Origin of the sequence: Rhizobium sp. C1, from assembly GCF_021026335.1 — a bacterium.
In the GTDB taxonomy this organism is placed as follows: Bacteria; Pseudomonadota; Alphaproteobacteria; order Rhizobiales; family Rhizobiaceae; genus Ensifer_A.
Genome location: NZ_JAJNCY010000011.1, coordinates 1 through 21,023, shown reverse-complemented (window position 1 = coordinate 21,023; position 21,023 = coordinate 1). Strand labels below are relative to the sequence as shown.

At 62.0% G+C, this 21,023-nt stretch carries 26 protein-coding genes and 1 pseudogene; 11 read left to right on the top strand and 16 right to left on the bottom strand.

Annotated elements, in window-relative coordinates:
- Positions 1–10: 10 nt before the first annotated feature.
- The 7 genes from purE (at position 11) to LQK83_RS19080 (ending at position 5,808) form a co-directional block, all read left to right on the top strand.
- Complete coding sequence (purE, locus tag LQK83_RS19110) at positions 11–511, top strand: 5-(carboxyamino)imidazole ribonucleotide mutase (RefSeq protein ID WP_442966798.1); 501 nt, start codon at positions 11–13, stop codon at positions 509–511.
- Positions 511–1,566, top strand: a complete 1,056-nt coding sequence (locus tag LQK83_RS19105) for a 5-(carboxyamino)imidazole ribonucleotide synthase (RefSeq protein ID WP_230838994.1) — start codon at positions 511–513, stop codon at positions 1,564–1,566. The genes purE and LQK83_RS19105 overlap by 1 nt, the downstream gene beginning before the upstream one ends.
- Before the next feature lie 154 nt (positions 1,567–1,720).
- Positions 1,721–1,846 carry a type B 50S ribosomal protein L36 gene (gene ykgO, locus LQK83_RS19100; protein ID WP_109856780.1) on the top strand — a complete coding sequence of 42 codons (126 nt, stop codon included), beginning with the start codon at positions 1,721–1,723 and terminating at the stop codon, positions 1,844–1,846.
- An 86-nt stretch (positions 1,847–1,932) separates the two neighbouring features.
- On the top strand, positions 1,933–2,529 hold the full coding sequence (locus tag LQK83_RS19095) for a tetratricopeptide repeat protein (protein WP_230839169.1): 597 nt from the start codon (positions 1,933–1,935) through the stop codon (positions 2,527–2,529).
- A gap of 65 nt (positions 2,530–2,594) precedes the next feature.
- Positions 2,595–3,620, top strand: a complete 1,026-nt coding sequence (locus tag LQK83_RS19090) for an alpha/beta fold hydrolase (protein ID WP_230838993.1) — start codon at positions 2,595–2,597, stop codon at positions 3,618–3,620.
- A 114-nt stretch (positions 3,621–3,734) separates the two neighbouring features.
- Positions 3,735–4,778 carry a flagellar motor protein MotA gene (locus LQK83_RS19085; protein ID WP_230838992.1) on the top strand — a complete coding sequence of 348 codons (1,044 nt, stop codon included), beginning with the start codon at positions 3,735–3,737 and terminating at the stop codon, positions 4,776–4,778.
- A 1-nt stretch (position 4,779) separates the two neighbouring features.
- Positions 4,780–5,808, top strand: a complete 1,029-nt coding sequence (locus LQK83_RS19080) for a peptidoglycan -binding protein (protein WP_230838991.1) — start codon at positions 4,780–4,782, stop codon at positions 5,806–5,808.
- A 10-nt stretch (positions 5,809–5,818) separates the two neighbouring features.
- Here LQK83_RS19080 and ybgC read toward each other — a convergent pair whose 3' ends face one another.
- The 8 genes from ybgC to ruvC all read right to left on the bottom strand — a co-directional run bounded on the left by ybgC (position 5,819) and on the right by ruvC (position 10,638).
- Positions 5,819–6,265 carry a tol-pal system-associated acyl-CoA thioesterase gene (ybgC, locus tag LQK83_RS19075; protein WP_230838990.1) on the bottom strand — a complete coding sequence of 149 codons (447 nt, stop codon included), beginning with the start codon at positions 6,263–6,265 and terminating at the stop codon, positions 5,819–5,821.
- Positions 6,262–6,762, bottom strand: a complete 501-nt coding sequence (locus tag LQK83_RS19070) for an NUDIX hydrolase (RefSeq protein ID WP_230838989.1) — start codon at positions 6,760–6,762, stop codon at positions 6,262–6,264. The genes ybgC and LQK83_RS19070 overlap by 4 nt, the downstream gene beginning before the upstream one ends.
- A 4-nt stretch (positions 6,763–6,766) precedes the next feature.
- Entirely contained in the window at positions 6,767–7,669 is a 903-nt protein-coding gene (locus LQK83_RS19065) for a metallophosphoesterase (RefSeq protein ID WP_230838988.1), read from the bottom strand.
- Positions 7,666–8,709 (bottom strand): Holliday junction branch migration DNA helicase RuvB, encoded by a 1,044-nt coding sequence (gene ruvB / locus LQK83_RS19060; RefSeq protein ID WP_230838987.1) that lies wholly within the window; start codon positions 8,707–8,709, stop codon positions 7,666–7,668. The genes LQK83_RS19065 and ruvB overlap by 4 nt, the downstream gene beginning before the upstream one ends.
- Before the next feature lie 61 nt (positions 8,710–8,770).
- Entirely contained in the window at positions 8,771–9,382 is a 612-nt protein-coding gene (gene ruvA / locus LQK83_RS19055; protein WP_230838986.1) for a Holliday junction branch migration protein RuvA, read from the bottom strand.
- 12 nt (positions 9,383–9,394) lie between these two features.
- The gene (locus LQK83_RS19050; protein ID WP_230838985.1) at positions 9,395–9,808 is read right to left on the bottom strand and encodes a type II toxin-antitoxin system VapC family toxin; all 414 of its coding nucleotides are present in this window, start codon (positions 9,806–9,808) and stop codon (positions 9,395–9,397) included.
- Positions 9,808–10,062, bottom strand: coding sequence for an AbrB/MazE/SpoVT family DNA-binding domain-containing protein (locus LQK83_RS19045; RefSeq protein WP_230838984.1), 255 nt, complete (start codon positions 10,060–10,062; stop codon positions 9,808–9,810). Before LQK83_RS19045 ends, LQK83_RS19050 begins: the two co-directional genes overlap by 1 nt.
- A gap of 63 nt (positions 10,063–10,125) precedes the next feature.
- Positions 10,126–10,638 (bottom strand): crossover junction endodeoxyribonuclease RuvC, encoded by a 513-nt coding sequence (gene ruvC, locus LQK83_RS19040; RefSeq protein ID WP_230838983.1) that lies wholly within the window; start codon positions 10,636–10,638, stop codon positions 10,126–10,128.
- A 234-nt stretch (positions 10,639–10,872) separates the two neighbouring features.
- On the opposite strand from ruvC, the gene LQK83_RS19035 reads away from it, so the two are divergent.
- Positions 10,873–13,170 carry a methyl-accepting chemotaxis protein gene (locus LQK83_RS19035; protein ID WP_230838982.1) on the top strand — a complete coding sequence of 766 codons (2,298 nt, stop codon included), beginning with the start codon at positions 10,873–10,875 and terminating at the stop codon, positions 13,168–13,170.
- Positions 13,171–13,303: 133 nt separating this feature from the next.
- Positions 13,304–14,299, top strand: a complete 996-nt coding sequence (locus LQK83_RS19030; RefSeq protein ID WP_230838981.1) for an LLM class flavin-dependent oxidoreductase — start codon at positions 13,304–13,306, stop codon at positions 14,297–14,299.
- A gap of 3 nt (positions 14,300–14,302) precedes the next feature.
- On the opposite strand, the gene LQK83_RS19025 is transcribed toward LQK83_RS19030, so the two are convergent.
- The 5 genes from LQK83_RS19025 to LQK83_RS19005 all read right to left on the bottom strand — a co-directional run bounded on the left by LQK83_RS19025 (position 14,303) and on the right by LQK83_RS19005 (position 18,093).
- Positions 14,303–14,578: a metal/formaldehyde-sensitive transcriptional repressor gene (locus tag LQK83_RS19025; RefSeq protein ID WP_230838980.1), complete on the bottom strand. Its 276-nt coding sequence runs from the start codon at positions 14,576–14,578 to the stop codon at positions 14,303–14,305.
- A gap of 24 nt (positions 14,579–14,602) precedes the next feature.
- Entirely contained in the window at positions 14,603–15,613 is a 1,011-nt protein-coding gene (gene dmeF, locus LQK83_RS19020; RefSeq protein ID WP_230838979.1) for a CDF family Co(II)/Ni(II) efflux transporter DmeF, read from the bottom strand.
- Between the two features lie 112 nt (positions 15,614–15,725).
- Positions 15,726–16,274 carry a YbhB/YbcL family Raf kinase inhibitor-like protein gene (locus tag LQK83_RS19015; RefSeq protein ID WP_230838978.1) on the bottom strand — a complete coding sequence of 183 codons (549 nt, stop codon included), beginning with the start codon at positions 16,272–16,274 and terminating at the stop codon, positions 15,726–15,728.
- A gap of 99 nt (positions 16,275–16,373) precedes the next feature.
- On the bottom strand, positions 16,374–17,192 hold the full coding sequence (locus tag LQK83_RS19010; RefSeq protein ID WP_230839167.1) for a helix-turn-helix transcriptional regulator: 819 nt from the start codon (positions 17,190–17,192) through the stop codon (positions 16,374–16,376).
- Between the two features lie 154 nt (positions 17,193–17,346).
- On the bottom strand, positions 17,347–18,093 hold the full coding sequence (locus LQK83_RS19005; RefSeq protein WP_230838977.1) for a YebC/PmpR family DNA-binding transcriptional regulator: 747 nt from the start codon (positions 18,091–18,093) through the stop codon (positions 17,347–17,349).
- Positions 18,094–18,244: 151 nt separating this feature from the next.
- On the opposite strand from LQK83_RS19005, the gene LQK83_RS19000 reads away from it, so the two are divergent.
- Positions 18,245–18,748, top strand: a complete 504-nt coding sequence (locus tag LQK83_RS19000) for a pyridoxamine 5'-phosphate oxidase family protein (RefSeq protein WP_230838976.1) — start codon at positions 18,245–18,247, stop codon at positions 18,746–18,748.
- 76 nt (positions 18,749–18,824) lie between these two features.
- Here LQK83_RS19000 and LQK83_RS18995 read toward each other — a convergent pair whose 3' ends face one another.
- Together LQK83_RS18995 and LQK83_RS18990 are read right to left on the bottom strand one after the other, a co-directional pair.
- The gene (locus tag LQK83_RS18995) at positions 18,825–19,646 is read right to left on the bottom strand and encodes a TIGR00282 family metallophosphoesterase (RefSeq protein WP_230838975.1); all 822 of its coding nucleotides are present in this window, start codon (positions 19,644–19,646) and stop codon (positions 18,825–18,827) included.
- A gap of 12 nt (positions 19,647–19,658) precedes the next feature.
- Positions 19,659–20,225: a 5-formyltetrahydrofolate cyclo-ligase gene (locus LQK83_RS18990; RefSeq protein WP_230838974.1), complete on the bottom strand. Its 567-nt coding sequence runs from the start codon at positions 20,223–20,225 to the stop codon at positions 19,659–19,661.
- 127 nt (positions 20,226–20,352) lie between these two features.
- On the opposite strand from LQK83_RS18990, the gene LQK83_RS18985 reads away from it, so the two are divergent.
- Entirely contained in the window at positions 20,353–20,904 is a 552-nt protein-coding gene (locus LQK83_RS18985; protein WP_230838973.1) for a methylated-DNA--[protein]-cysteine S-methyltransferase, read from the top strand.
- 6 nt (positions 20,905–20,910) lie between these two features.
- Here LQK83_RS18985 and LQK83_RS18980 read toward each other — a convergent pair.
- A pseudogene (locus LQK83_RS18980) lies at positions 20,911–21,023 on the bottom strand (IS630 family transposase); the annotation flags it as partial.

Here is a 21,023-nt window from a genome sequence, read left to right as displayed (position 1 = left end):
GGAGCACGACATGACCTATGCCGGCCCGCCGCCTGTAGCCATCATCATGGGAAGCCAGTCAGACTGGGAAACCATGAAGAATGCCGCCGACACGCTGGATATGCTTGGAATTCCCTACGAATCCCGGATCATTTCGGCACATCGTACGCCTGATCGTCTGGTGTCCTTTGCCAAAGGCGCGCGCGATGAAGGTTTCAAGGTGATCATCGCCGGTGCCGGTGGGGCTGCGCATCTGCCGGGCATGGCGGCGGCTATGACGCCGCTGCCGGTTTTCGGCGTTCCGGTTCAGTCGAAGGCGCTGTCGGGTCAGGACAGTCTTCTGTCCATCGTGCAGATGCCGGCCGGCATCCCCGTCGGCACGCTCGCCATCGGTCGCGCAGGCGCGGTGAATGCCGCTTTGCTTGCCGCCGCCGTGCTGGCGCTGAGCGACGAAGACATCGCGCTGAAGCTCGACGATTATCGCGCACGCCAGACCGCATCGGTCGCCGACTACCCTGTGGATAATAGTTAATGTCTATGAAGACGATCGGCATTATCGGGGGCGGTCAGCTCGGCCGCATGCTGGCGATTGCCGCCGCCCGCCTCAATTTCAGAACAGTGATCCTGGAGCCGCAGGCCGATTGTCCCGCTGCACAGGTCGCGAACAGGCAGATCGTCGGTGCGTATGACAATCCGCATGCGCTGGCCGAACTGGCGGACGCCTGCGATATCGTCACCTACGAATTCGAAAACGTGCCGGTGGATGCAGCCGAGACGCTGGCGCTGTCGCGCCCGGTCTATCCGCCGCCGCGGGCGCTGGAAGTCTCGCAGGACCGGCTGACGGAAAAGGAATTCCTCGCCTCGTGCGGGATCCCCACTGCGCAGTTCCGCCGCATCGACAGCCAGGACGATCTCGTCGCTGCACTGGCCGAGTTTGGCGGGCAGGGGGTGCTGAAGACTCGCCGCATGGGCTATGATGGCAAGGGCCAGCGGGTGTTCCGCAAGGGCGACGATCCGGAGGCTAGCTATGAGGCCCTTGGCGGTGTGCCGCTGATTCTCGAGAGCTTCATTGCCTTCGAGCGCGAAGTTTCGGTTATCGCAGCGCGCGGCGTCGACGGAAGCTTCGCGGCTTACGATCCGGCGGAAAATGTCCACCAGAACGGCATTCTGCATACCTCGACGCTTCCCGCGTCGGTTTCGACCGCGACCGCTGAGGCTGCCACGGAAGCTGCCAAGGCAATCCTCGACAAGCTTTCCTATGTCGGTGTGATCGGCGTCGAGTTCTTTGTCGGTGCCGATGGTTCGCTGATTGCCAATGAAATGGCGCCGCGCGTCCACAATTCCGGCCACTGGACGGAAGCCGCCTGCATCGTTTCGCAGTTCGAGCAGCATATCCGCGCGGTGGCCGGCCTGCCGCTCGGGGATCCGGTCCGGCATTCGGACTGCGTGATGCAGAATCTGATCGGCGACGATATAGAGACAGTCGAAGACTGGCTCCAGACGAAGGATGCGCTCGTTCATCTCTATGGCAAGGCCGAGGCGCGGCCGGGTCGCAAGATGGGGCATGTCACGGTTTTGAAACGTTGAAAATGCCGTGTTTCGGGTTCTAGACCGTTGACAGGCGTGTCATGGAACTGTATCACGCCGCCAACCTGAAGAGCGCGCCCGTCGGCGCGCTTTTGATTGTATAGATTGTGATGAAGGAACGGAGACGTTTCTTCCAACCACGCGGATCAAAAAAATGAAGATCAAGAATTCGCTCAAGTCGCTGAAGGCCCGCCATCGCGAAAACCGTCTGGTTCGCCGCAAGGGCCGCATTTACATCATCAACAAGCTGAACCCGCGCTACAAGGCCCGTCAGGGCTGATTGCGCGCGCCGCGCCTGTCGAGCCTTTCAGAGGCTGAGGCGTGATGCAGCATAATTTTGTTGATCTTCGACCATGGCGGAGTACGATCTCCGCCATGCGTTTTCTTGCGACCCTGATCCTGCCAGTTCTGATTCTGACTGCCGCCGCCGCGCCACCCGCGCCTGTGCAGCCGCAGGAACCGCCTCTGGCCGCCATTTCTCCTTCCGAAAAGCTCGACAAGCTGTTTGCGCAACTGAAGCGTGTGCGCGATCCGGCTGCAGCCCAGCGCATTGTCGGCGATATCTGGGCGGTGTGGAACGTTTCGGGCAGTGCGACCGTCGATCTCATGTTGCGGTCGGCCGATGCGGCCGAGAGCAAACAGCAATATGCGGCAGCACTCGATTATCTGGATGAAGCGATCGCCCTGAAGCCGGATTACGCCGGCAGCTGGAACAAGCGCGCCACGCTGCATTTCAAGACCGGCAATTACGAACGCTCCATGGCCGATATTGCCCAGGTTCTGGCGCGCGAGCCCCGGCATTTCGGGGCCATGACGGGCATGGCGGCGATTCTGGAAGATGCCGGGCAGGATGCCGCGGCACTTGCCGTCTGGGAGCGCGTGATCGATCTCTATCCTGCCGATCGCGATGCGCAGACCCATGTGCGTGCGCTGACGGAAAAGCTCGACGGCAACAAGACCTGAGCGATCCATGCGCGTCTTTCGCGCGTAAGTCTTTCATCATCCATTTCAACCGAATCGCTCCCGACATGTTGAAAGTCCTTCTGGCGCTGGCCGCCCTCGTTCCGTTCGCCGCGCTCGCCGCCGGATTCGTGTTCACGGAGTGGAAGACCGCGCAATTCGAAACTGTCTATCCGAATATCGGCACACGAACCGATATCGGTGGCTATGCGCTGAACAGCGTCGATCTTCCCGCAGGATCGGATGCAGATCTGCCGCCGATTGTCTTCATTCACGGCGCGAGCGGCAATCTGCGCGATCAGCTCTTCGCCTTCCGAAAGCCGCTGGAGGGGCGGGCCCGGCTGATCTTCGTCGACCGTCCGGGCTATGGCTATTCCGATCGCGGGGGGGCGGAAAACGACACGCCGGCGGGGCAGGCTGACGCGATCGCGCGGCTTCTCGACAAGAAGGGCATCGGCCGCGCCATCATTGTCGGCCATTCGCTGGGCGGGGCGATTGCGGCCAGCTTCGGCGTACGTCACCCCGACAAGACCATCGGCCTTCTCTTCCTGTCGGCTGCGACGCATCCCTGGAATGGTGGTGTCGACTGGTATTATGATCTCGCGGCAACGCCGGTCATCGGCACGATCTTCCGCTACACGATGCTTCTGCCGGTGGGGCTGGATCGGATCGATAGCGGCAGCCGGGCGGTCTTTGCGCCCAATCCGATGCCGAGGGACTATGTCGCCGAGACAATGCCGGGCATGATTCTGCGGCCGGGTGCCTTCTATGCGAACGCCATGGACGTTTCAGGGCTCGATGCCTTTGTCAGGACCATGGCGCAGCAGTACAGGCAGATCACCGCGCCGGCGGTGATCATCACCGGCGACAGCGACGATATCGTTGCGGAGGAGATTCACTCCGTCGGTCTGAAGCGCGATATCCCCAACTCGGAACTCCTCTGGCTCAAGGGCGTTGGGCACAAGACCGATTATGTGGCGAACGGGCTGGCCGTGGCTGCGATCGAAAAGCTTGCCGGCAAGCCGCGCGATCTCGCTGGCATGGCGGCTGATTTCCATGTGCCCGGTCAGCCGCAGGCGGCTGCAGCAAACTAGCCGGCCAAGCTGGCAACCAAGCTGTGCAAGGCCTTGAAGCGCACATGTTTTTACGCTTCATTTCAACGCAGTCTTCCACTAACCTCGCGCCAAATTGCTGGAGGTGCATAGTCTATGTCGGATCTGGATGTGGCAGTCGAGAGGGAGCGGGTCGTCCAGAACGAGGGTTACGTTCAGAAGCTGTCGAGCCCGATGGCCTATTTCTGGCCCATGGCGATTTTCATCATCCTGGCGGCCTTTGTCGCGGCGATTCTCTACCGACAGGCGCATGCCGCCTTCGTTTCCAATCCGGGCCTCAACAGTCTCATTCTGGGTGTGCTGGTCATCGGCATCATCCTGAATTTCAGTCATGTGCTGAAGCTTCGCCCGGAAGTGCGCTGGTTCAATGCGTTTCGCGCCGCCGGCAGTATCGAAAAGGCGGGTCGCGCGCCGGTTCTCCTGTCGCCCATGCGCATGCTTCTCGCCGGCAATCGCACCATGGCGATTTCGACTGTGGCGTTGCGTTCCATTCTCGATTCTATCGCCAGCCGCCTCGATGAATCGCGCGACACGACGCGGTATCTCACCGGGCTTCTCGTCTTCCTTGGCCTGCTTGGCACGTTCTGGGGGTTGCTGGGAACGATCGGGTCGATCAGTTCCGTCATCCAGTCGCTGAGCGTGGGTTCGGGCGACACGGCAGATGTGCTGAGCGCCCTGAAAGAGGGTTTGTCCGCGCCGCTTTCCGGCATGTCGACCGCCTTCTCATCATCGCTTTTCGGTCTTTCCGGCTCGCTTATCCTCGGCTTCCTCGACCTGCAGGCGGGCCGGGCGCAGAACCGTTTCTACAACGAGCTGGAAGAATGGCTGTCCTCCGTCACCGATGTCTCCAGCGATCTCGGCGCTCAGGCGGGAAGCGGCTCGTCGCCACTCATGCCCCTGCAGGCTCAGGACGATATCCGGCTTGTCACGCAGCAGCTGTCGCGGCTTGCCAGCGAAAGTGCCTCCAACCAGCGCGCCACGACTGCGATGGCCAATCTCGCCGAAGGGATTCAGGGACTGGTCAAGAACATGCGCACCGAACAGCAGATGCTGCGCGACTGGATCGAGGCGCATCAGTCCGAGTCGCGCGACCTGCGCGTGGCGCTCGAGCGTCTCGTGAAGGCGCTGGAGGACAAGTAGGATGGCACTCGCCCGTCGCCGCCAGCAGCGGCATATCGATTACTGGCCGGGGTTTGTCGATGCGCTGTCGACGCTGCTTCTTGCCATCATGTTCCTGCTCACGGTCTTCGTGCTCGGGCAGTTTTTCCTGAGTCGTGAAATTTCCGGCAAGGACGCGGTGCTCAACCGCCTGAACAGCCAGATCAACGAGCTGACCCAATTGCTGGCGCTGGAAAAGAGCGGCAAGCAGGATATGGAGGATCAGCTTGCGGCGCTTCAGGCCTCGCTCTCCCAGTCGGAAGGTGAGAAGTCGCGGCTGCAGAAGCTGCTGGATGCGGGCTCCGGCGCGGCGTCTGGCGCGCAGGCCCGTGTCGGCCAGCTGGCGGGCGAGCTGGATGCGGAAAAGCAGGTTTCGGCCCGCGCGATGAGCCAGGTGGAATTGCTCAACCAGCAGATCGCCGCGCTTCGGGCTCAGATCGCCGCCGTCGAAGGCGCGCTGCAAGCCGCCGAGGCGAAGGATCAGGCCTCTCAGGCGCAGATTTCCGATCTTGGGCGCCGGCTCAACGTGGCGCTGGCGCAGAAGGTGCAGGAGCTGAACCGCTATCGCTCCGACTTCTTCGGGCGCTTGCGCGAAATACTCTCAGATCGTCAGAACATTCGCATCGTCGGCGACCGTTTCGTCTTCCAGTCGGAAGTGCTGTTTCCGTCCGGCGGGTCTGATCTGAACGAAGCGGGCAAGGTGGAGATGCAGAAGCTGGCGCAGGCGATCATCGAGCTTGCCAAGGAAATTCCGCCCGAAATCAACTGGGTGCTGCGCGTCGACGGGCATACGGACAATGTGAAGCTTTCCGGCAACGGCAAATATGCCGACAACTGGGAGCTTTCGACGGCCCGCGCTACCTCGGTGGTGAAATATCTGATCAGCCAGGGCGTTCCGGCCGACCGGCTCGTCGCGGCCGGCTTTGGCGAATATACGCCGATCGCATCGGGCGACACGCCGGACGCGCGTGCACAGAACCGCCGTATCGAACTGAAGCTCACCGAGAAGTAGGGCGCTGTTTTCAGGCCTCGCCGAGAAAGGCCTTCGCCAGCGTTTCCGGCAGGCGGCGCGGGCGGCCTGACGCATTGACAACGGCGATGACGACCTTGGCGCCGATGAGAAGCGTTTCGCCCCGCAGGATCTTCTGGTTCAGCACCATCTTCGCGCCGCCGGCCTTTTCGGTCACCGTTTCGATCGTCAGCACGTTGTCCATGCGGGCCGGCGACTTGAAGTCGATCTCCATCCGGTGGACGACGAACATCAGGCCTTCGCCATCCATCTGGTGCAGCGCGCTCTGCTCGACGCCGAGGCAGCGCAGATAATCGGTGCGGGCGCGCTCCATGAAATGCAGATAGCGCGCGTGGTAGACGAAGCCGGAAAAATCGGTGTCTTCATAGTAGACGCGCTGCGTCAGCGTGTGGCTGCCATCGGCAGCAAGTTCGCCGGAGAGGGAAAAGGCCTCGGTCATTCGGGTACACTCTCGCGGTGGATGAGATGTTCGCTCGTCCGCGGCAGGTCCGCAATGCGGGCCGGTATGAAATCCGGCTGCAGCGGCAGCGCTTCAAGACGCGCCTTGTCAGCCGGAACCCATTTGAATTCAAGGTCGTTCTTCGCATCGCGGACGCGGTGAACGATCTCCTCGGGCTGGAAGGGGAAGTGGTCAGGCATCCGCATGAGATAATAGACGCCGATCTCATGCCACTTGCGTTCTTCGAAGGCGAAGAAGTTTTCGACCGTCCACAGATGGCGGATCAGCGTGACGTCGCAGTCGGTCTCCTCCTTCATCTCGCGGATCAGCGTGTCTGCCGAGCTTTCGCCGATCTCTGCGGTGCCGCCGGGGAAGGTCCAGAACTTCTCATGCGTCGCGCGATGCACCAGAACATGGCCGTCGCGGAAAGCGATACCGGCGATGCGCATGTTGAACAGGCGTCTGGCGAGTTTGATGCGAATGGTCTTGCGGGTCATGCGGTCAGCCCAGATCCAGAACGACAATTTCCGGCCAGGCGCCGAGGCGGACGGGAATGGCCGTGCAGCCGAGGCCGCGCGAGACGACCAGATGCCGGCCGTTTTCGACGATATGGCCGCCGCGGAACCGTGTGCCGAAGCGCGAATTCATGGCCGGCGACCAGCCGAAGAGATTGACCTGGCCGCCATGGGTGTGACCGGACAGCGTCAGCGAGACCCGCTCCGGCACATCCGGGAAAACATCCGGCTCATGCGCCATGAGGATGAGCGGCGCGTCGTCGGTTGTCTTGGCAAGCGTTGCCGGAAGATCGTCGATGCCATCGTCGTCTTCGCGGCCAGCCGGATGCTGCATGTGGAAGGCAAGCTGGTCACCGAGCCCCGCCAGCCAGAACGGTTTCCCGTCCTTTTCGAGCCGCACCGCATCGTTGACCAGAACGGAAATGCCGGCCTCTTCGAGCGCCCGGCCGATTTTCGGCATCATGCCTGGCTCGCGAATGAAGTTCCAGGAGCCCCAATAGTCATGATTGCCGAGGATGGCGTGCGTGCCCATGGGCGCCGACAGCTTCCTGAGGCAAGCGGCGATATCCTTTTCCGGAAGCGGAACTCCTAGATCCGGCATGCCGTTCACATAGTCGCCGAGCAAAAGGATCATGTCGCCGCCCAGCCCGTTGGCCATGTCGCATATCGCGGCGACGCGATCGAGCTCCATCCAGCGCTTCGTCGTGTGGATGTCGCTCAGCAACACGAGGCGAAGCTTGAGGCCGGGTGTCCAGCGCGGCGGGGTGAAGGCGTAAGTGCGTATGCGCGGCGTTCCCATCGCCTCCACCGCCGTGCCATAGCCGAGCGTTGCCGCTGCGGAGGCAAAAACTGTCGCCGCAAGCTTGAGGAAACCGCGTCTGGTGATCACTCGTTGTCGTCCTGAAAAAGGCTGATCTGGGTTTTTTCAATATCTTTTGGCGGGTTAAGGCCCAAATGTTTCCATGCGTTTGCGGTGAGAATACGGCCGCGCGGAGTCCGCTGGATGAAACCCTGCTGGATCATGTAAGGCTCGATGATGTCCTCGATGGCGTCGCGCGGTTCGGAAAGGCCGGCGGCGATCGTCTCGATGCCGACCGGGCCGCCGCCGAAATTGTGGGCGATCATGGCGAGATAGCGCCGGTCGAGCTGGTCGAGGCCCATATTGTCGACATGGAGGCGTGTCAGCGCTTCGTCGGCGATCTCGCGAGTGACCGCGTCGGCGCGGGCGACTTCTGCGAAGTCGCGCACACGGCGCAAGAGGCGGCCGGCAATGCGGGGGGTGCCACGGGCGCGACGGGCGATTTCACGCGCGCCGTCATCCGTCATGCCGAGCCCCAGCAGGCGGGCACCGCGCCGCACGATCGATTCCAGTTCCTCGACCGTATAGAAGTTCAGTCGCACCGGAATGCCGAAACGATCGCGCAGCGGCGTCGTGAGCAGACCGAGGCGGGTGGTTGCCGCAACCAGCGTAAATTTCGACAGGTCGATCTTGACCGAGCGGGCCGCGGGGCCTTCGCCGATGATCAGGTCGAGCTGAAAGTCTTCCATGGCCGGATAGAGGATTTCCTCGACGGCCGGATTGAGGCGATGGATTTCATCGATGAAGAGCACGTCGCGCTCTTCCAGATTGGTCAGAAGGGCTGCCAGATCGCCTGCCTTGGCGATGACCGGGCCGGAGGTCGAGCGGAAATTGACGCCGAGTTCCTTTGCCATGATCTGCGCCAGCGTCGTCTTGCCCAGCCCGGGCGGGCCGACGAAGAGGACATGGTCCAGCGCCTCGCCGCGGTTCTTGGCGGCCTCGATGAAGATCTTGAGATTGGCGCGCGCCTCCGCCTGGCCGGTGAACTCGTCCAGCGACTGCGGGCGCAGCGCGGTGTCGAGGTCCTCGCCGCGCTTTTCGGGGCTCAGGAGCGGATTTGGCTGGTTCATGTGGTCCATCCCGTTTCGACAACGGCTTTATCTGCGAATGCGGACGATTGAAAGACCGCTCTCACCGGGAGAGTTCCTTCAGGCCGAGCCGGATGAGCTTGGCGCTGTCGGCGCCTTCGCCGCCATTCCTGAGTGCGGCGGCCACGGCGTTGGCGGCCTGGTCGCGGGAATAGCCCAGATTGGTGAGCGCCGAGACGGCATCGGCAACGGGCGCGCTGGCGACGCCTTCGCCGATCTCCTGCTTCAGCCCCATATTCGCAGCTTCGCCAGCAAAGGCGGGGGCCTTGTTCTTTAGCTCCGTCAGGATGCGGATTGCGACCTTGGGCCCGACACCGGGGGCCCGGGAAATAGCGGTCTTGTCCTGAAGCGCGATGGCATTGGCAAGTTCGGAGGGCGTGAGCGTCGACAGCACCGCCAGCGCCACCTTCGAGCCGATGCCCTGCACGACCTGAAGCAGACGGAACCATTCCCGCTCCAGTGGCGTCGTGAAGCCGAAGAGCTTCAGTTGGTCCTCGCGCACATAGGTCTCGATATGCAGCACGACGGCCTCGCCGACATTGAGCCTGGAGAGCGTGCGCGCCGAGCAGAAGGCGAGGTAGCAGACGCCGTGCACATCGACGAGCACGTAATCCTCGCCGATTTCGTCCACGGTGCCTTTGAGTTTGCCGATCATGGGAAAAGTCTTTCAGGGATGCGTTTCGGGCGAGATGATGTCGAGGTCGGGGAAATAGGCGCGATAGCCCTTTGGGTCGCGGGTCAGAAGACTGTAGCCACGCAGATAGGCATGCGCACCAATGAGAAAATCGGGTAGGACGCGCTCCTTCGTGCCGCCGTTGCGCCGATAGGCGCCAAAGGCGCGGCCTGCGGCGAACGAGGACAGCCATGGCAGGCTCTCGCGCAGAAATTCCTCCGGCGGCAGGAGCAACTCGACCGTCTCGATCTTGTCGTAGCGCACGGAGAATTCCGAGAAAATGATCTGGTTGATCACCAGCGCGCCGCGTGCGGCAGCCTCCGCAATCTTGCCTCGCGACCAGCCAAGCCAGGCGGGGTCTCGAACGGCGACATCGACCAGGACGTTGGTGTCGATCATCGTCGCCATCAATCGCGATCTCGCGTCATGGCCATCAGGCCGTCGGCATTGATTGCCTGATCGCCAGTGCCCTCCAACCGATCAAGCGTTGTCATCAGCCTGTCGAGACGCTGGCGTTCGGGCATGGCCTTCGGGTCCGCCTTGGGTGCGACAACCAGCTTTCCATTTTCTATAGAGAAAATGACTTCGCTGTTGGGCTCGATGCCGGCCAACTGCCGCAAATCCCGTGGGATTGTTACTTGGCCCTTGGATGTCACGCGCATGGTCCTACCTCATTCAGGTGTCGAAGTAAGAAATACTCTTACCGACAGAACAAGTCAAGAACATTACCCAGCCAGCATCGCCAGCCGGCTTGCGGTCGCGCCGCGATTGTGGGCGTGGCAGATGGCGATGGCGAGCGCGTCGGCGGCGTCGTTGCCCTTGAATTCGGCCTTGGGCATGAGGACTTTCAACATCATGTGGATCTGCTGTTTTTCACCGTGGCCGACGCCGATGACGGATTTCTTGACCGCATTCGGCGCATATTCCGCGACCCGCAGACCGGCGCGGGCCGGGACCAGCATGGCAATGCCGCGCGCCTGCCCGAGCTTCAGCGTGGCCACCGCGTCCTTGTTGACGAAGGTCTGCTCCACGGCCGCCTCGTGCGGCTGATAGGTGTGAATGACGTCGGCCAGCCCGTCATGCAACTGGCAAAGCCGCGAGGCGAGGTCCATGTCACCGTCGCTGGTCACCGTGCCGGAGGCAACGAAGCGTAGCGAATTGCCAAGGCTTTCGATGATGCCCCAGCCGGTGCGGCGCAGGCCCGGGTCGATGCCGATGATGCGAATCATATCTTTCATGCTGCGACGTTAGGACAGAAAGGGAGCGCTGCCCATGTGCCCGGACTGAGGAAATTGGGCGGGTTCAGGCCGGAAAACCTTTCAGCCCTGTCATATATACAAGATATGCTAATTTAAGCATGGATCGTTAACCATGAAGTAATCACAGGCGGAGGAAGAATGGCGTGACAAAATGGAGGCCTGCGCGCTCCGCTTTTTGAGGCGTGGGCGTGAGCCGGATACGACGGTGGACCGATGAACCGAATATTCAATTCCGTCAGGACGCGTGTAACGGGCCTGTTCATGCTTTTGATGGTGCTTTCGGGTGCCGTGCTACTGGCCATCGCCTATTTCGCCAGCGACCGGGTGTATCAGAACCAGGCATCGGCGGCGCGCCAGGCGACGCTGACCTTCCGCGCCGACATGCTGTCGGAACGGTTGACGCAGTTGCGGGGGCAGGCTGAGTCCCTTGCCCGCATCGAGGCTCTGCAGCAGGATCTGACCAACCTCAAGAGCGGCTGGAAGACGGTCGAAAAAACCTCCGGCAACGCCGCCAAGGCGCTGATTGAGGCGTATGTCACCCGCAATCCCAACCCTGCCGACAAGCGCGAGTTGCTGGTCAAGGTCGATGGCCTCAGCGGCTTTTACTTCTCCTCGCATGAGAAGACGCAGGCCGACGTGCAGACCTATCTGGCCAATGGTCCATTTTCCGACCTGCTGATGGCCGATACGCAGGGCAATGTCATCTATTCCTACAAGAAGACCGAAACCTTCGCGCAGAACGTCGCCGGGGGCGAGCTCGCCACCTCCGGTCTCGGCAGGGTCTACAGTCTCGCCAACAAGGCGGTTGCCGCCTCCAAGGATGGAGAAACGGCTGAAACAGTGTTTTCCGGCCTTGTTGTTTCGCCCCTGACGGGCAAGACCGATATATATTTTGCAGTTCCGCTGCTGAAGCTTGGCGCGGCGCGAGGCTATGTGATCTTCAAGGTGGCGGATCGGGCGCTTGTCGACGTCATGACCAAGGCTCTGCCTTCGGACGGCCAGGAACAGGTGAACATCATCGGCGGCGACGGCCAGGCACTTGGCGTTTCTCCGCAAGGCACCATCAGCGCCGTGGATGCAGCACCGTTCACCTTTGCCGCGGAGGCTCTGGCCGCGCCGCAGGTTTTCCAGGCGGATTTCCGCCGCGCCGACGGTTCGGCGCGCGCTTTCACCAAGGCGGTCTCCATCCAGGGCTATCGCTATCTGATCGCCGAAAGCGACAGCACCCGTGCGCTGGAAGCCGGCTCGAAGCATATCGCCCTGCTGATGGCCGGTGTGGGTACGCTCGTCATACTGGGCGCGCTCCTGGCGTCCGGCTTCTTCCTCAAACACATATTGTCCCCGCTGGCGGGCCTTGCCGAAGCAACGCAGGCGGTCGCGTCGGGCGATCTCGGCGCCACGATCCGTCATCAGGAACGCCGCGACGAAATCGGCGTCATGTCGCGGGCGCTGCACAGCTTTCGCCAATCTCTTCAGCGGCAGAAGGATATGGAGGCGCAAGCCGCCCAGATGGCGCGCGACGCGGAACGCGAGCGTGACGCACGGCAGGCGGAGCGGGAGGCGCAGGCCATCGAATTGCAAAGCGTCGTCAGCGCGTTGGGCTCCGGCCTCGGCAGGCTCGCCGATGGCGATCTCGCGTGCACGATCGACCGGCGCTTTCCGGCGGAGCTTGAGGCTCTGCGGCTTGATTTCAACCGCTCCGTCCAGCAGTTGCGCGATGCCATGCTGGCCATCGGCGGCCACTCTGCGGCAGTGCGCGAGGGGTCCAGCGAAATGCGTGGCTCGGCCGATCAGCTGGCCGCGCGGACGGAACGGCAGTCGATTTCCATCAGTCAGGCAGCTGCCGCCATCGATCAGGTGACGCGGGCCGTGCGCGAGCAGTTGGCGCGTGCGGAAGATGCCGCCCGCATCGCCACGACCGCGCGGGACGGCGCCGATACCTCCGCCGGCATCATGCACAGCATGATCGAGGCGATGGAAAACATTCAGGGCTCGTCGCAGAAGATCAACCAGATCATTGGCGTGATCGACGAAATCGCCTTCCAGACCAACCTTCTGGCGCTCAACGCCGGTGTGGAGGCGGCGCGCGCCGGCGAAAGCGGCAAGGGCTTTGCGGTGGTCGCGCAGGAAGTGCGCGAGCTTGCCCAGCGCTCGGCCCATGCAGCCAAGGAAATCACTGCCCTGCTCGCCAAATCGACGAGCGATGTCGAAGCGGGCGTCGCTCTCGTGGAAAAGGCGGGATCCGCCATCGGGGCGATCGGCGGCCATGTCACCGATATCGACGGGCGCATTCGCTCGATCATGGAATCGACCCGCGAAGAAGCGGATTCCTTGCGGGCCATCAACGCTTCGGTGGGAGAACTGGAAACCGCCACGCAGCAGAATGCCGCCATGGTCGAAGAAACCAGCGCGGCCATACACAAGCTGGCGCAGGAGGCTGGCGAAATGGACCATCGGCTCGGCCAGTTCCGGCTCAATGAGGAGCGCGACGGATACCGCATGGCGGGGTAACATACACGCGCGGACCTGCCGCCAGGGAGGTCAGCTGCGTCTTTCGCCCTGCTTGCTATTTTTGAATCCCACGGTCTTGGGATTGCAGTCGGGGTGCACTAGATAGGGAACATAGTTCCTAAAGGTGCCTACCATGACCTACTTCTCCGTTCTCGATCTTTCCACCATCAGCGAGGGCTCGACGGTTTCCGACGCGCTGGAGAATACGCGGCGGATGGCGGTGGCGGCGGAAGATGCGGGATACAAACGCTTCTGGCTTGCCGAGCATCACGGCATGACGGGCATCGCAAGTGCTGCCACTTCGCTCGTGATCGGTCACGCCGGTTATGCGACGAAACGCATCCGCATCGGCTCGGGCGGCATCATGCTGCCCAACCATTCGCCCTATATCATCGCCGAACAGTTCGGGACGCTGGCCGCGCTGTTTCCCGGTCGCGTCGATCTGGGTCTGGGTCGTGCGCCGGGGACAGATATGGCGACGGCGCGGGCCTTGCGCCGCGACATGCAGGCGGCCGCCGAGCGGTTTCCCGATGACATTCTGGAGCTGAAGGCCTGGCTCGGGTCGCGCGCCGACGGCCAGCGGGTGATTGCCGTGCCGGGCATGGGATCGCAGGTGCCGCTCTATATTCTCGGCTCCAGCCTCTATAGCGCACATCTGGCAGCGGCGCTTGGCCTGCCTTATGCCTTTGCCTCGCATTTCGCGCCGGATCAGCTTTTCGAGGCGATCGACATCTATCGGTCACGCTTCCAGCCATCTGACCAGTTGGACCAGCCCTATGTCATGGCGGGCGTCATGGGGGTTGTGGCCGAGACGGACGACGAGGCGGCCTATTACTTCACCTCCGCCCAGCAGCAATTCGTCAACCTGCGGCGCGGCCGGCCCGGACAATATCCGCCGCCGGTTGCCGACATGGACGAGCACTGGACGCCGATGGAGCGGACCATGGTGGAGCACACGCTGCAATTCGCCGCGGTGGGGGCAAAGGAGACGGTCGAGGCAAAGCTCTCGCGCTTCATCAAGGACACCGAGGCTGACGAGATCATCGTGTCGTTCACGATCTTCGACGTGGAAAAGCGATTGGCCGCCGTGAAGGCGGTTTCGGAGATGGGCGTGTTTGAGGCGGCTTGACGCCTACTTCAGATAAGCCCGAACCACGTCCACCAATTCCCCTGCCGCCTCGTTGCGGTCTGCCTGCGTCAGTTCGGGGGCGGCGAGGTGGTGGTGGATGTGGTCTTCGATCACCTCGGCCATCAGCCCGTTGACCGCGCCGCGGATGCCGGCGATGAGCTGCATGACTTCCGCGCAGCCCTTCTCTTCCTCCAGCATGCGCTCGACCGCTTCCATCTGCCCGCGCAGGCGGCGGACGCGGTTGATGAGTTTCTGCTTTTCACGGATCGTATGCGTCATGTCCCATGGCCCTGTCTTCGCCCGTCACGCGGCGCGTGCTTCCACTTCGACCGTCACATGCGACAGATCGTGGATCGCCGCAAGCTTCTCGCGGTAATAAGAGGGCGCCTTGGGCTCGTCCGTCAGGATAGAGACGATGGCGCCATGGTGGCCGGGGCCGAGCTGCCAGACATGCAGGTCTACGATCTCGGCGCCTTCGCGGGACACGATGTCGCGAATTTCCTCCGGCAGATCCTCGTCTTCCGGCACATAGTCCAGCAATGTGGCACCGGTGTCGCGGATCAGGCTCCACGACCAGTTGGCGATGACGAGAGAGCCGACCACGCCCATGACCGGATCGAGCCAGGACCAGCCGTAAAGGCTGCCCAGCGTCAGCGCGAGGATGGCGAGCACGGAGGTGAAGGCATCGGCCAGGACATGCACATAGGCGGCGCGGAGGTTCTGGTCCTTGCCGCCGTGGCCGTGATGATCGTGACCGCCATCATGGCGGTCATGGCCATGATCGTGCCCGTGAGAATGACCATGATGGTGATGATCGTCCTTGAGGAGCCAGGCGCAGACGAGGTTCACGGCAAGACCGATGACGGCGATCAGGATTGCCTCGCGGAAGTTGATCGCGATTGGCGCGCGCAGCCGCATGATGCTTTCCCAGGCGATCAGCAACGCGATCATCGCCAAAACGATGGCGCTGGTGAAGCCTGCGAGATCGCCGAGCTTGCCGGTGCCGAAGGTGAAGCGGTGGTTTCTCGCGTGGCGGCGGGCGTATGAATAGGCGAGCGCCGCGATCAGCATCGCCGCCGCATGGGTGGACATGTGCCAGCCATCCGCCACCAGCGCCATCGAACCGTAGACATTGCCGGCGACGATCTCGACGACCATCATCGTGGCGGTGACGGCAATCACGATCCACGTCCGCCTCTCGTTGCGGGCATGGCCTTCGCCGAGGAAGACATGTTCGTGCAGTGCTGGCTGCGCGATGTGAGCGTGATCCTGATGGCGATCGTGTGGATGAGGATGGGTGTGGTGGTCGCTCATGATTGCGCTCCTGATTTAATATAGGGGGGTACCCTATATTGACCAATCATGCAAGGGCGCGATCGGGCCAGCGGCCGGCCTAAACCGGCCACCGGGCTTTGCTTCTCGAGTGTCAGCGGTTGAAGACGGCCGTGATATGGGCGCTTGCAATCGTGCTCGCGCCGATCATGAAGCCGGCGAGTGCATTGCTTGCATTCCTCGGCAGGTCCAGGCGCTCCGCCGACAGGGCGTGAACGGTGAAGATATAGCGGTGGACTTCCCCCGGAGGCGGGCAGGCGCCGCCGAAGCCCGGCACACCGTAGTCGTTGGTGAGTTCAACCGAGCCCGCCGGCATCCTGCCGTTGCCGCTGGCGGCAAGGTCAATTGTGTTCACCGAGGCAGGGATGTTCACGACATTCCAGTGCCACCATCCGGAGCCAGTCGGAGCGTCCGGATCGTAGGCAGAAATGGCGAAGCTTTTCGTGCCCTTGGGCGCGCCGGACCAGGAGAGCTGCGGCGACACATTGCCGCCGTCGCAGCCAAAGCCCTTGAAGACGAAGGTGGGGGCAAGCTGCGCGCCCTCGGCAATCGATGTGCTCGACAGTTTGAAGTCCTGAGCGCTGACGGCACTCGCTGCAGCGGCGGCCAAAAATGCGGCTAAGAAGAAGGCTTTTCCTAGCATGATGACATGTCCTTTCCAGACGGTTGATCACGCTGGATTTGATAGACGCCGGTGCGCTGGCGCGCTTCCGGTTTGCGATCAGAGACTGTCGAATAACGATCAATCTTCCGTCGATCGGATCATTTTCGGCTTGATGCCGAACCTTTTTCGAAAGGCGTCCGAGAAATGCGAGGGTGTCTTGAAGCCGCATTCGAGTGCGATCTGCGAGACGGGCATGGCGGTTGTCTGCAGTAGGGTGAGGCCTTTTTCGAGCCTCGTATGCAGGAGGATCTGCGCGAAGCCGGGGCCGGATTTTGCAAGCCAGCGCCGGAAGGTCGCCTCGCTCATGCCGAAATGCCGCGCGACCTCCGTGACGCGCCATCCCCGGCTGACATCGTTGTCGATCAGCCGTCGGACCGCGCTCCAGGGTGAATCGTCGCCCCTGCGGGGCAGGGTAATGCCGTTCTGGCGCAGCCAGATCAGCGGTTCGAGCAGGCGATGCTGGCGGATTTCTGCCGGCAGATCGTGTCTTTCCAGCGTTTCGCGGATCAGGGAGAGGATATTCAGCGGGCGGTGAGTTTCGGCCCGCAGTAGCTGAATCCCCGGCGATGTCTGGCGCGCCTGCTCCGCGAAGACTTGATCGACCAGATCGTTTGCGAAACACACGCCATCAGCACGGTAATGCGCATTCAGGATCGGGCGGTTTTCCAGTGTGATCACCGAGCCCGGCGGAACGATCATCAGGTCTCCGGCTTCACCCACCACTTCGCCGTTGCGCGGGCACATGACCCGCTTCGAGCCGGTCCGGATGAAAAACAGGAAGGTCAGGCTGAAATAGAGATCGGTGAAGGTTGCCGATGTCGCCTGCGTGATCGGCAGGATTCGGACGCCGGAAAACGGCGTGTCGACAAGGGAGTTCAGATGGCCGGACTGTTGCATCACCTAAACGCGCCCTTTTTCCGAGAAGACAACCCAAACCCTCGAATAGAGAGGTAAGGCCAGTTCCCTGAACGTCAAAATGCGGAGCCTTTCAAGCCCCGCATCCGATATGACCGGGCCCCGGATAGGCCCGTGCTTGACACATAAAAGCCCGTCAGGCCGAGAGCTTGGCCATGACTTCATCCGACACTTCGAAGTTCGAGTAGACGTTCTGTACGTCGTCATCGTCTTCGAGGTTGTCGATGAGTTTCATCAGCGACTGTGCCTTTTCCTCGTCGACCGGAACCGTGTTCTGCGGCTTCCAGACGGACTTGACGGTTTCGGCTTCGCCGAGAACGGCTTCGAGCGCCTTGGCGACTTCGTTTGTGTCCTCGAAGCCGCAATAGATCGTGTGGCCTTCTTCGTTGGACTCAACGTCCTCGGCGCCGGCTTCGATCGCCGCTTCCATCACCTTGTCGGCGTCGCCCACTGAGGCCTTGTAGGTGATTTCGCCGACGCGGTCGAAGGAGAAGGACACCGATCCGGTTTCGCCGAGTGCGCCGCCGGCCTTGGTGAAGAGCGAGCGAACATTGGAGGCGGTGCGGTTGCGGTTGTCGGTCAGCGCCTCGACGATGACGGCGACACCGCCGGGGCCGTAGCCTTCGTAGCGGACTTCATCATAGTTCTCGCCGTCGGCACCCGCTGCCTTCTTGATGGCGCGGTCGATATTGTCCTTCGGCATGGACTGCGCCTTGGCGTTCTGGATGGCCAGACGCAGGCGGGCGTTCATGGCAGGATCCGGCAGGCCGGCCTTGGCGGCAACGGTGATTTCGCGGGCGAGCTTCGAGAAGAGCTTGGACCGAACGCTGTCCTGCTTGCCCTTGCGATGCATGATGTTCTTGAACTGTGAATGGCCAGCCATGGCACCCCTATGCGTATTTCATCAGGAATTTTCGAGATTTTGGCGCCTTATAAGGATTTTGAGGCGCTTCGTCCAGATGTGGAACCATTTCGTACGGTCGGGGATTATCCGGACTGAATGTCACCCCACACGAAAATGGAAGGATATGACCATGGTAAGCCTCTCGACTGCGAAAACGGATCCGGAAAAGCTCGTCTGGGATGAACTCGACCGCATTTCGGCCGGTATGCTCGGGCTTGAAAAGGAGAGCTTCGGCCTTCAGCCGATGGCACCCAATCTGGATCTCGCGACCAAGTCGATCTGGTTCTACACCCGCCGGGACAGCGACCTCGTTCGTTCGGTGATGAATGGCGGTCAGGCAATCTTCTGCGTGGTTGGCAAAGACCATGATTTCCACGCCATGTTCCGGGGACCAATTGCCGTCGATGCCGATCCGCGGCGCATCGAAGAATACTGGAGCTCCGTCGTCGAGGCCTGGTATGAAGGCGGCAAGAACGATCCGAACCTGACCATGCTGCATTTCCGCCCGACGGAGTGCAATTTCTGGGCCTCGACCGGCAATCTTCTCACCTTCGGCTGGGAGATCGCCAAGGCCAATCTCAAGCCTGAACACGAGCCGGACGTCGGCGTTCACAAGCATATCGCGTTCGCATAAAGCGTTCACATCAAATGAAGAGGCGGGGTTTCGGCCCCGCCTCTTCTCGTATCTGCTTCCTGACGGCTGCTCAGCTTCACCAGAAGTCCGGCACTGTCTCGGAGAGCCGCGGCCCCAGTCGCAGCGGCGCAATTTTCTCCGCCAATCCTGTTCGATCCGAGATCTCAACCGCCAGCCCGCAGATCGTCGCCGGACCGTTGGCGGCCTCGAAGCGGCCCTTCGGCATCTTGGAAATGAAGCGGTTGATCGGCTCTTCCTTTTCCATGCCGAGCGAGGAATCATAGTCGCCGCACATGCCGGCATCCGACATGTAGGCCGTGCCGCCGTTGAGGATCTGGTGGTCGGCGGTGGGCACATGGGTATGGGTGCCGACGACGAGCGAGGCGCGGCCGTCGACGAAGTGACCGAAGCATTGCTTCTCGGAGGTGGCTTCCGCGTGGAAGTCGAAGATGATCGCGTCCGCCTGTTCGCCGAGCGGGCAGGCGGCGAGGATCGCTTCGCCGGTCTTGAAAGGATCGTCCAGCTCCGGATGCATGAAGACGCGGCCCATGATGTTGGCGACGAGCACGCGCGCGCCGTTCTTCGCGATGAAGAGGCCGGAGCCCTTGCCGGGCGTGCCGGCGGGGTAGTTGGCGGGGCGCAGGAAGTTGTCGTAGCGGCCGGCAAAGCCGACGGCTTCCTTCTGGTCCCAGACATGGTTGCCGGTGGTGACGACATCGGCGCCGGCGTCGATCGTGTCGAGATGGATCTGCTCGGTGATGCCGAAGCCGCCGGCGGCGTTCTCGCCGTTGACGATGACGAAGTCGAGCTTGTAGTCGGAAATCAGGCCGGGCAGGCGCTCCCAGACGGCCGTGCGGCCCGTCTTGCCTACCATGTCACCCAGAAACAGCAGTCGCATTCTAAGTCCAGTCTAGCCAAAAGGCATAAGGCCGCTTTCGGTCAGAATGGCATCGAGCGGCATGTCGTGAGGTTCTGCAGGAATTTCTTCCACCTTCTGGACGTCGAATGCAATGCCGATCAGCCTCGGTTTCAGCCCTTTCCGCAACAAACGGTCGATGGCGCGGTCATAATGGCCGGCGCCGTAGCCAATCCGGTTGCCGAGACGGTCGAAGGCGGAGAGGGGGATGAGGAGGATGTCCGGGTCGAGTTCCGCTGCGTCCGGGCCCGGTCCCGAGGTGCCGAAGCCGGTGTTCACCAATGTTGCGGTGGGGAGCAGTTCGCGGAAGACGATCGTTTCCCTGTCCAGCACGACGGGTAGGCAGAGGCGTGCGCCGCGGGCGCGCAAGCCGGACATCATGGGCCGTACATCGGCTTCGGAGCGGATGGGCATGAAGCCGGAGATGATCGTGCCGGGATCGAAGGTAATTGCCTCAGCGTGATCGGCCATGGCCAGGCTTTTCTCGATGCGGGCTTCGGCCGTGATGGCGTCGCGCAACGCAAGACGGTCTTTTCGGATATCGGCTTTGGTCAGGCTCACGTCGTGCTCATGTCTGGCTTCGGGGCATGTGTGGCGCGACAATAGGAAATCGCGCGGCATTGGCAAGCCGGGGCTGATTGCGATCGTGGCCTTTCAAACGCATAATCGGCCGATGCGAGATCGTCCCATGGATTCGGCCGAATATATGCTCTTCGAGACGGCGCTCGGCGTCTGCGGCATCGCGTGGAGCGAGGCCGGGCTCACGCGCGTTCAATTGCCCGATCGCGATGCGGCGGCCACGGCCGCGCGGCTGGCGAAGAGCGCGCGGAGGGCAGGGGGTGCGGTGCCGGCTCATGCCACCGATGCGGCAGAGTTGCTTGCAGACTATGCAAATGGTGAGGATGTCGATTTCTCAGGCGTGTTTCTGGATTTTGCCGGCATCGCGACGTTCGAAACGGCGGTCTATTACGCGCTGCGCAAGGTGGGGCGAGGCGAGACCGTCACCTATGGGGAGCTTGCCGGGCTGGCTGGTTCTCCGGGAGCCGCGCAGGCGGTCGGTACGGCCATGGCGCGCAATCCTTGGCCGGTCGTCGTGCCGTGTCATCGGGTGCTGGCTGCGGGCAACAAGCCGGGCGGATTTTCCGCACCCGGCGGTCTTGTCACCAAGGCGAAGCTCCTGGCGATGGAGGGCGTTCATCTCGACGGTGGCGAGCCGATGCTGCCCGGACTTTTCGACTAGAGCGTTTCACCTTTTAACGGAAACATATCCTGCGTTTTGGAGATAGTTGGCGCATTCGTCTGGTTGGATTGTTTGGACGAGCGCGCCGATATGCCGCCAGGTGTCTTCAATGGTGCGTT

What these genes read in the sequence shown, in the direction of transcription:
- ruvB (WP_230838987.1), bottom strand. Translation starts at nt 8,709, where the DNA reads ATGAACCAGCCAAATCCGCTCCTGAGCCCCGAAAAGCGCGGCGAGGAC.
- LQK83_RS19005 (WP_230838977.1), bottom strand. Translation starts at nt 18,093, where the DNA reads ATGGCTGGCCATTCACAGTTCAAGAACATCATGCATCGCAAGGGCAAG.
- ruvA (WP_230838986.1), bottom strand. Translation starts at nt 9,382, where the DNA reads ATGATCGGCAAACTCAAAGGCACCGTGGACGAAATCGGCGAGGATTAC.
- LQK83_RS18995 (WP_230838975.1), bottom strand. Translation starts at nt 19,646, where the DNA reads ATGCGACTGCTGTTTCTGGGTGACATGGTAGGCAAGACGGGCCGCACG.
- LQK83_RS19090 (WP_230838993.1), top strand. Translation starts at nt 2,595, where the DNA reads ATGTTGAAAGTCCTTCTGGCGCTGGCCGCCCTCGTTCCGTTCGCCGCG.
- ykgO (WP_109856780.1), top strand. Translation starts at nt 1,721, where the DNA reads ATGAAGATCAAGAATTCGCTCAAGTCGCTGAAGGCCCGCCATCGCGAA.
- LQK83_RS19105 (WP_230838994.1), top strand. Translation starts at nt 511, where the DNA reads ATGTCTATGAAGACGATCGGCATTATCGGGGGCGGTCAGCTCGGCCGC.
- LQK83_RS19015 (WP_230838978.1), bottom strand. Translation starts at nt 16,274, where the DNA reads ATGCTAGGAAAAGCCTTCTTCTTAGCCGCATTTTTGGCCGCCGCTGCA.
- LQK83_RS19080 (WP_230838991.1), top strand. Translation starts at nt 4,780, where the DNA reads ATGGCACTCGCCCGTCGCCGCCAGCAGCGGCATATCGATTACTGGCCG.
- LQK83_RS19025 (WP_230838980.1), bottom strand. Translation starts at nt 14,578, where the DNA reads ATGACGCATACGATCCGTGAAAAGCAGAAACTCATCAACCGCGTCCGC.
- purE (WP_442966798.1), top strand. Translation starts at nt 11, where the DNA reads ATGACCTATGCCGGCCCGCCGCCTGTAGCCATCATCATGGGAAGCCAG.
- LQK83_RS19050 (WP_230838985.1), bottom strand. Translation starts at nt 9,808, where the DNA reads ATGGCGACGATGATCGACACCAACGTCCTGGTCGATGTCGCCGTTCGA.
- LQK83_RS19035 (WP_230838982.1), top strand. Translation starts at nt 10,873, where the DNA reads ATGAACCGAATATTCAATTCCGTCAGGACGCGTGTAACGGGCCTGTTC.
- LQK83_RS19000 (WP_230838976.1), top strand. Translation starts at nt 18,245, where the DNA reads ATGGTAAGCCTCTCGACTGCGAAAACGGATCCGGAAAAGCTCGTCTGG.
- LQK83_RS19030 (WP_230838981.1), top strand. Translation starts at nt 13,304, where the DNA reads ATGACCTACTTCTCCGTTCTCGATCTTTCCACCATCAGCGAGGGCTCG.
- ruvC (WP_230838983.1), bottom strand. Translation starts at nt 10,638, where the DNA reads ATGAAAGATATGATTCGCATCATCGGCATCGACCCGGGCCTGCGCCGC.
- LQK83_RS19010 (WP_230839167.1), bottom strand. Translation starts at nt 17,192, where the DNA reads ATGCAACAGTCCGGCCATCTGAACTCCCTTGTCGACACGCCGTTTTCC.
- ybgC (WP_230838990.1), bottom strand. Translation starts at nt 6,265, where the DNA reads ATGACCGAGGCCTTTTCCCTCTCCGGCGAACTTGCTGCCGATGGCAGC.
- dmeF (WP_230838979.1), bottom strand. Translation starts at nt 15,613, where the DNA reads ATGAGCGACCACCACACCCATCCTCATCCACACGATCGCCATCAGGAT.
- LQK83_RS18985 (WP_230838973.1), top strand. Translation starts at nt 20,353, where the DNA reads ATGGATTCGGCCGAATATATGCTCTTCGAGACGGCGCTCGGCGTCTGC.
- LQK83_RS19045 (WP_230838984.1), bottom strand. Translation starts at nt 10,062, where the DNA reads ATGCGCGTGACATCCAAGGGCCAAGTAACAATCCCACGGGATTTGCGG.
- LQK83_RS19085 (WP_230838992.1), top strand. Translation starts at nt 3,735, where the DNA reads ATGTCGGATCTGGATGTGGCAGTCGAGAGGGAGCGGGTCGTCCAGAAC.
- LQK83_RS19070 (WP_230838989.1), bottom strand. Translation starts at nt 6,762, where the DNA reads ATGACCCGCAAGACCATTCGCATCAAACTCGCCAGACGCCTGTTCAAC.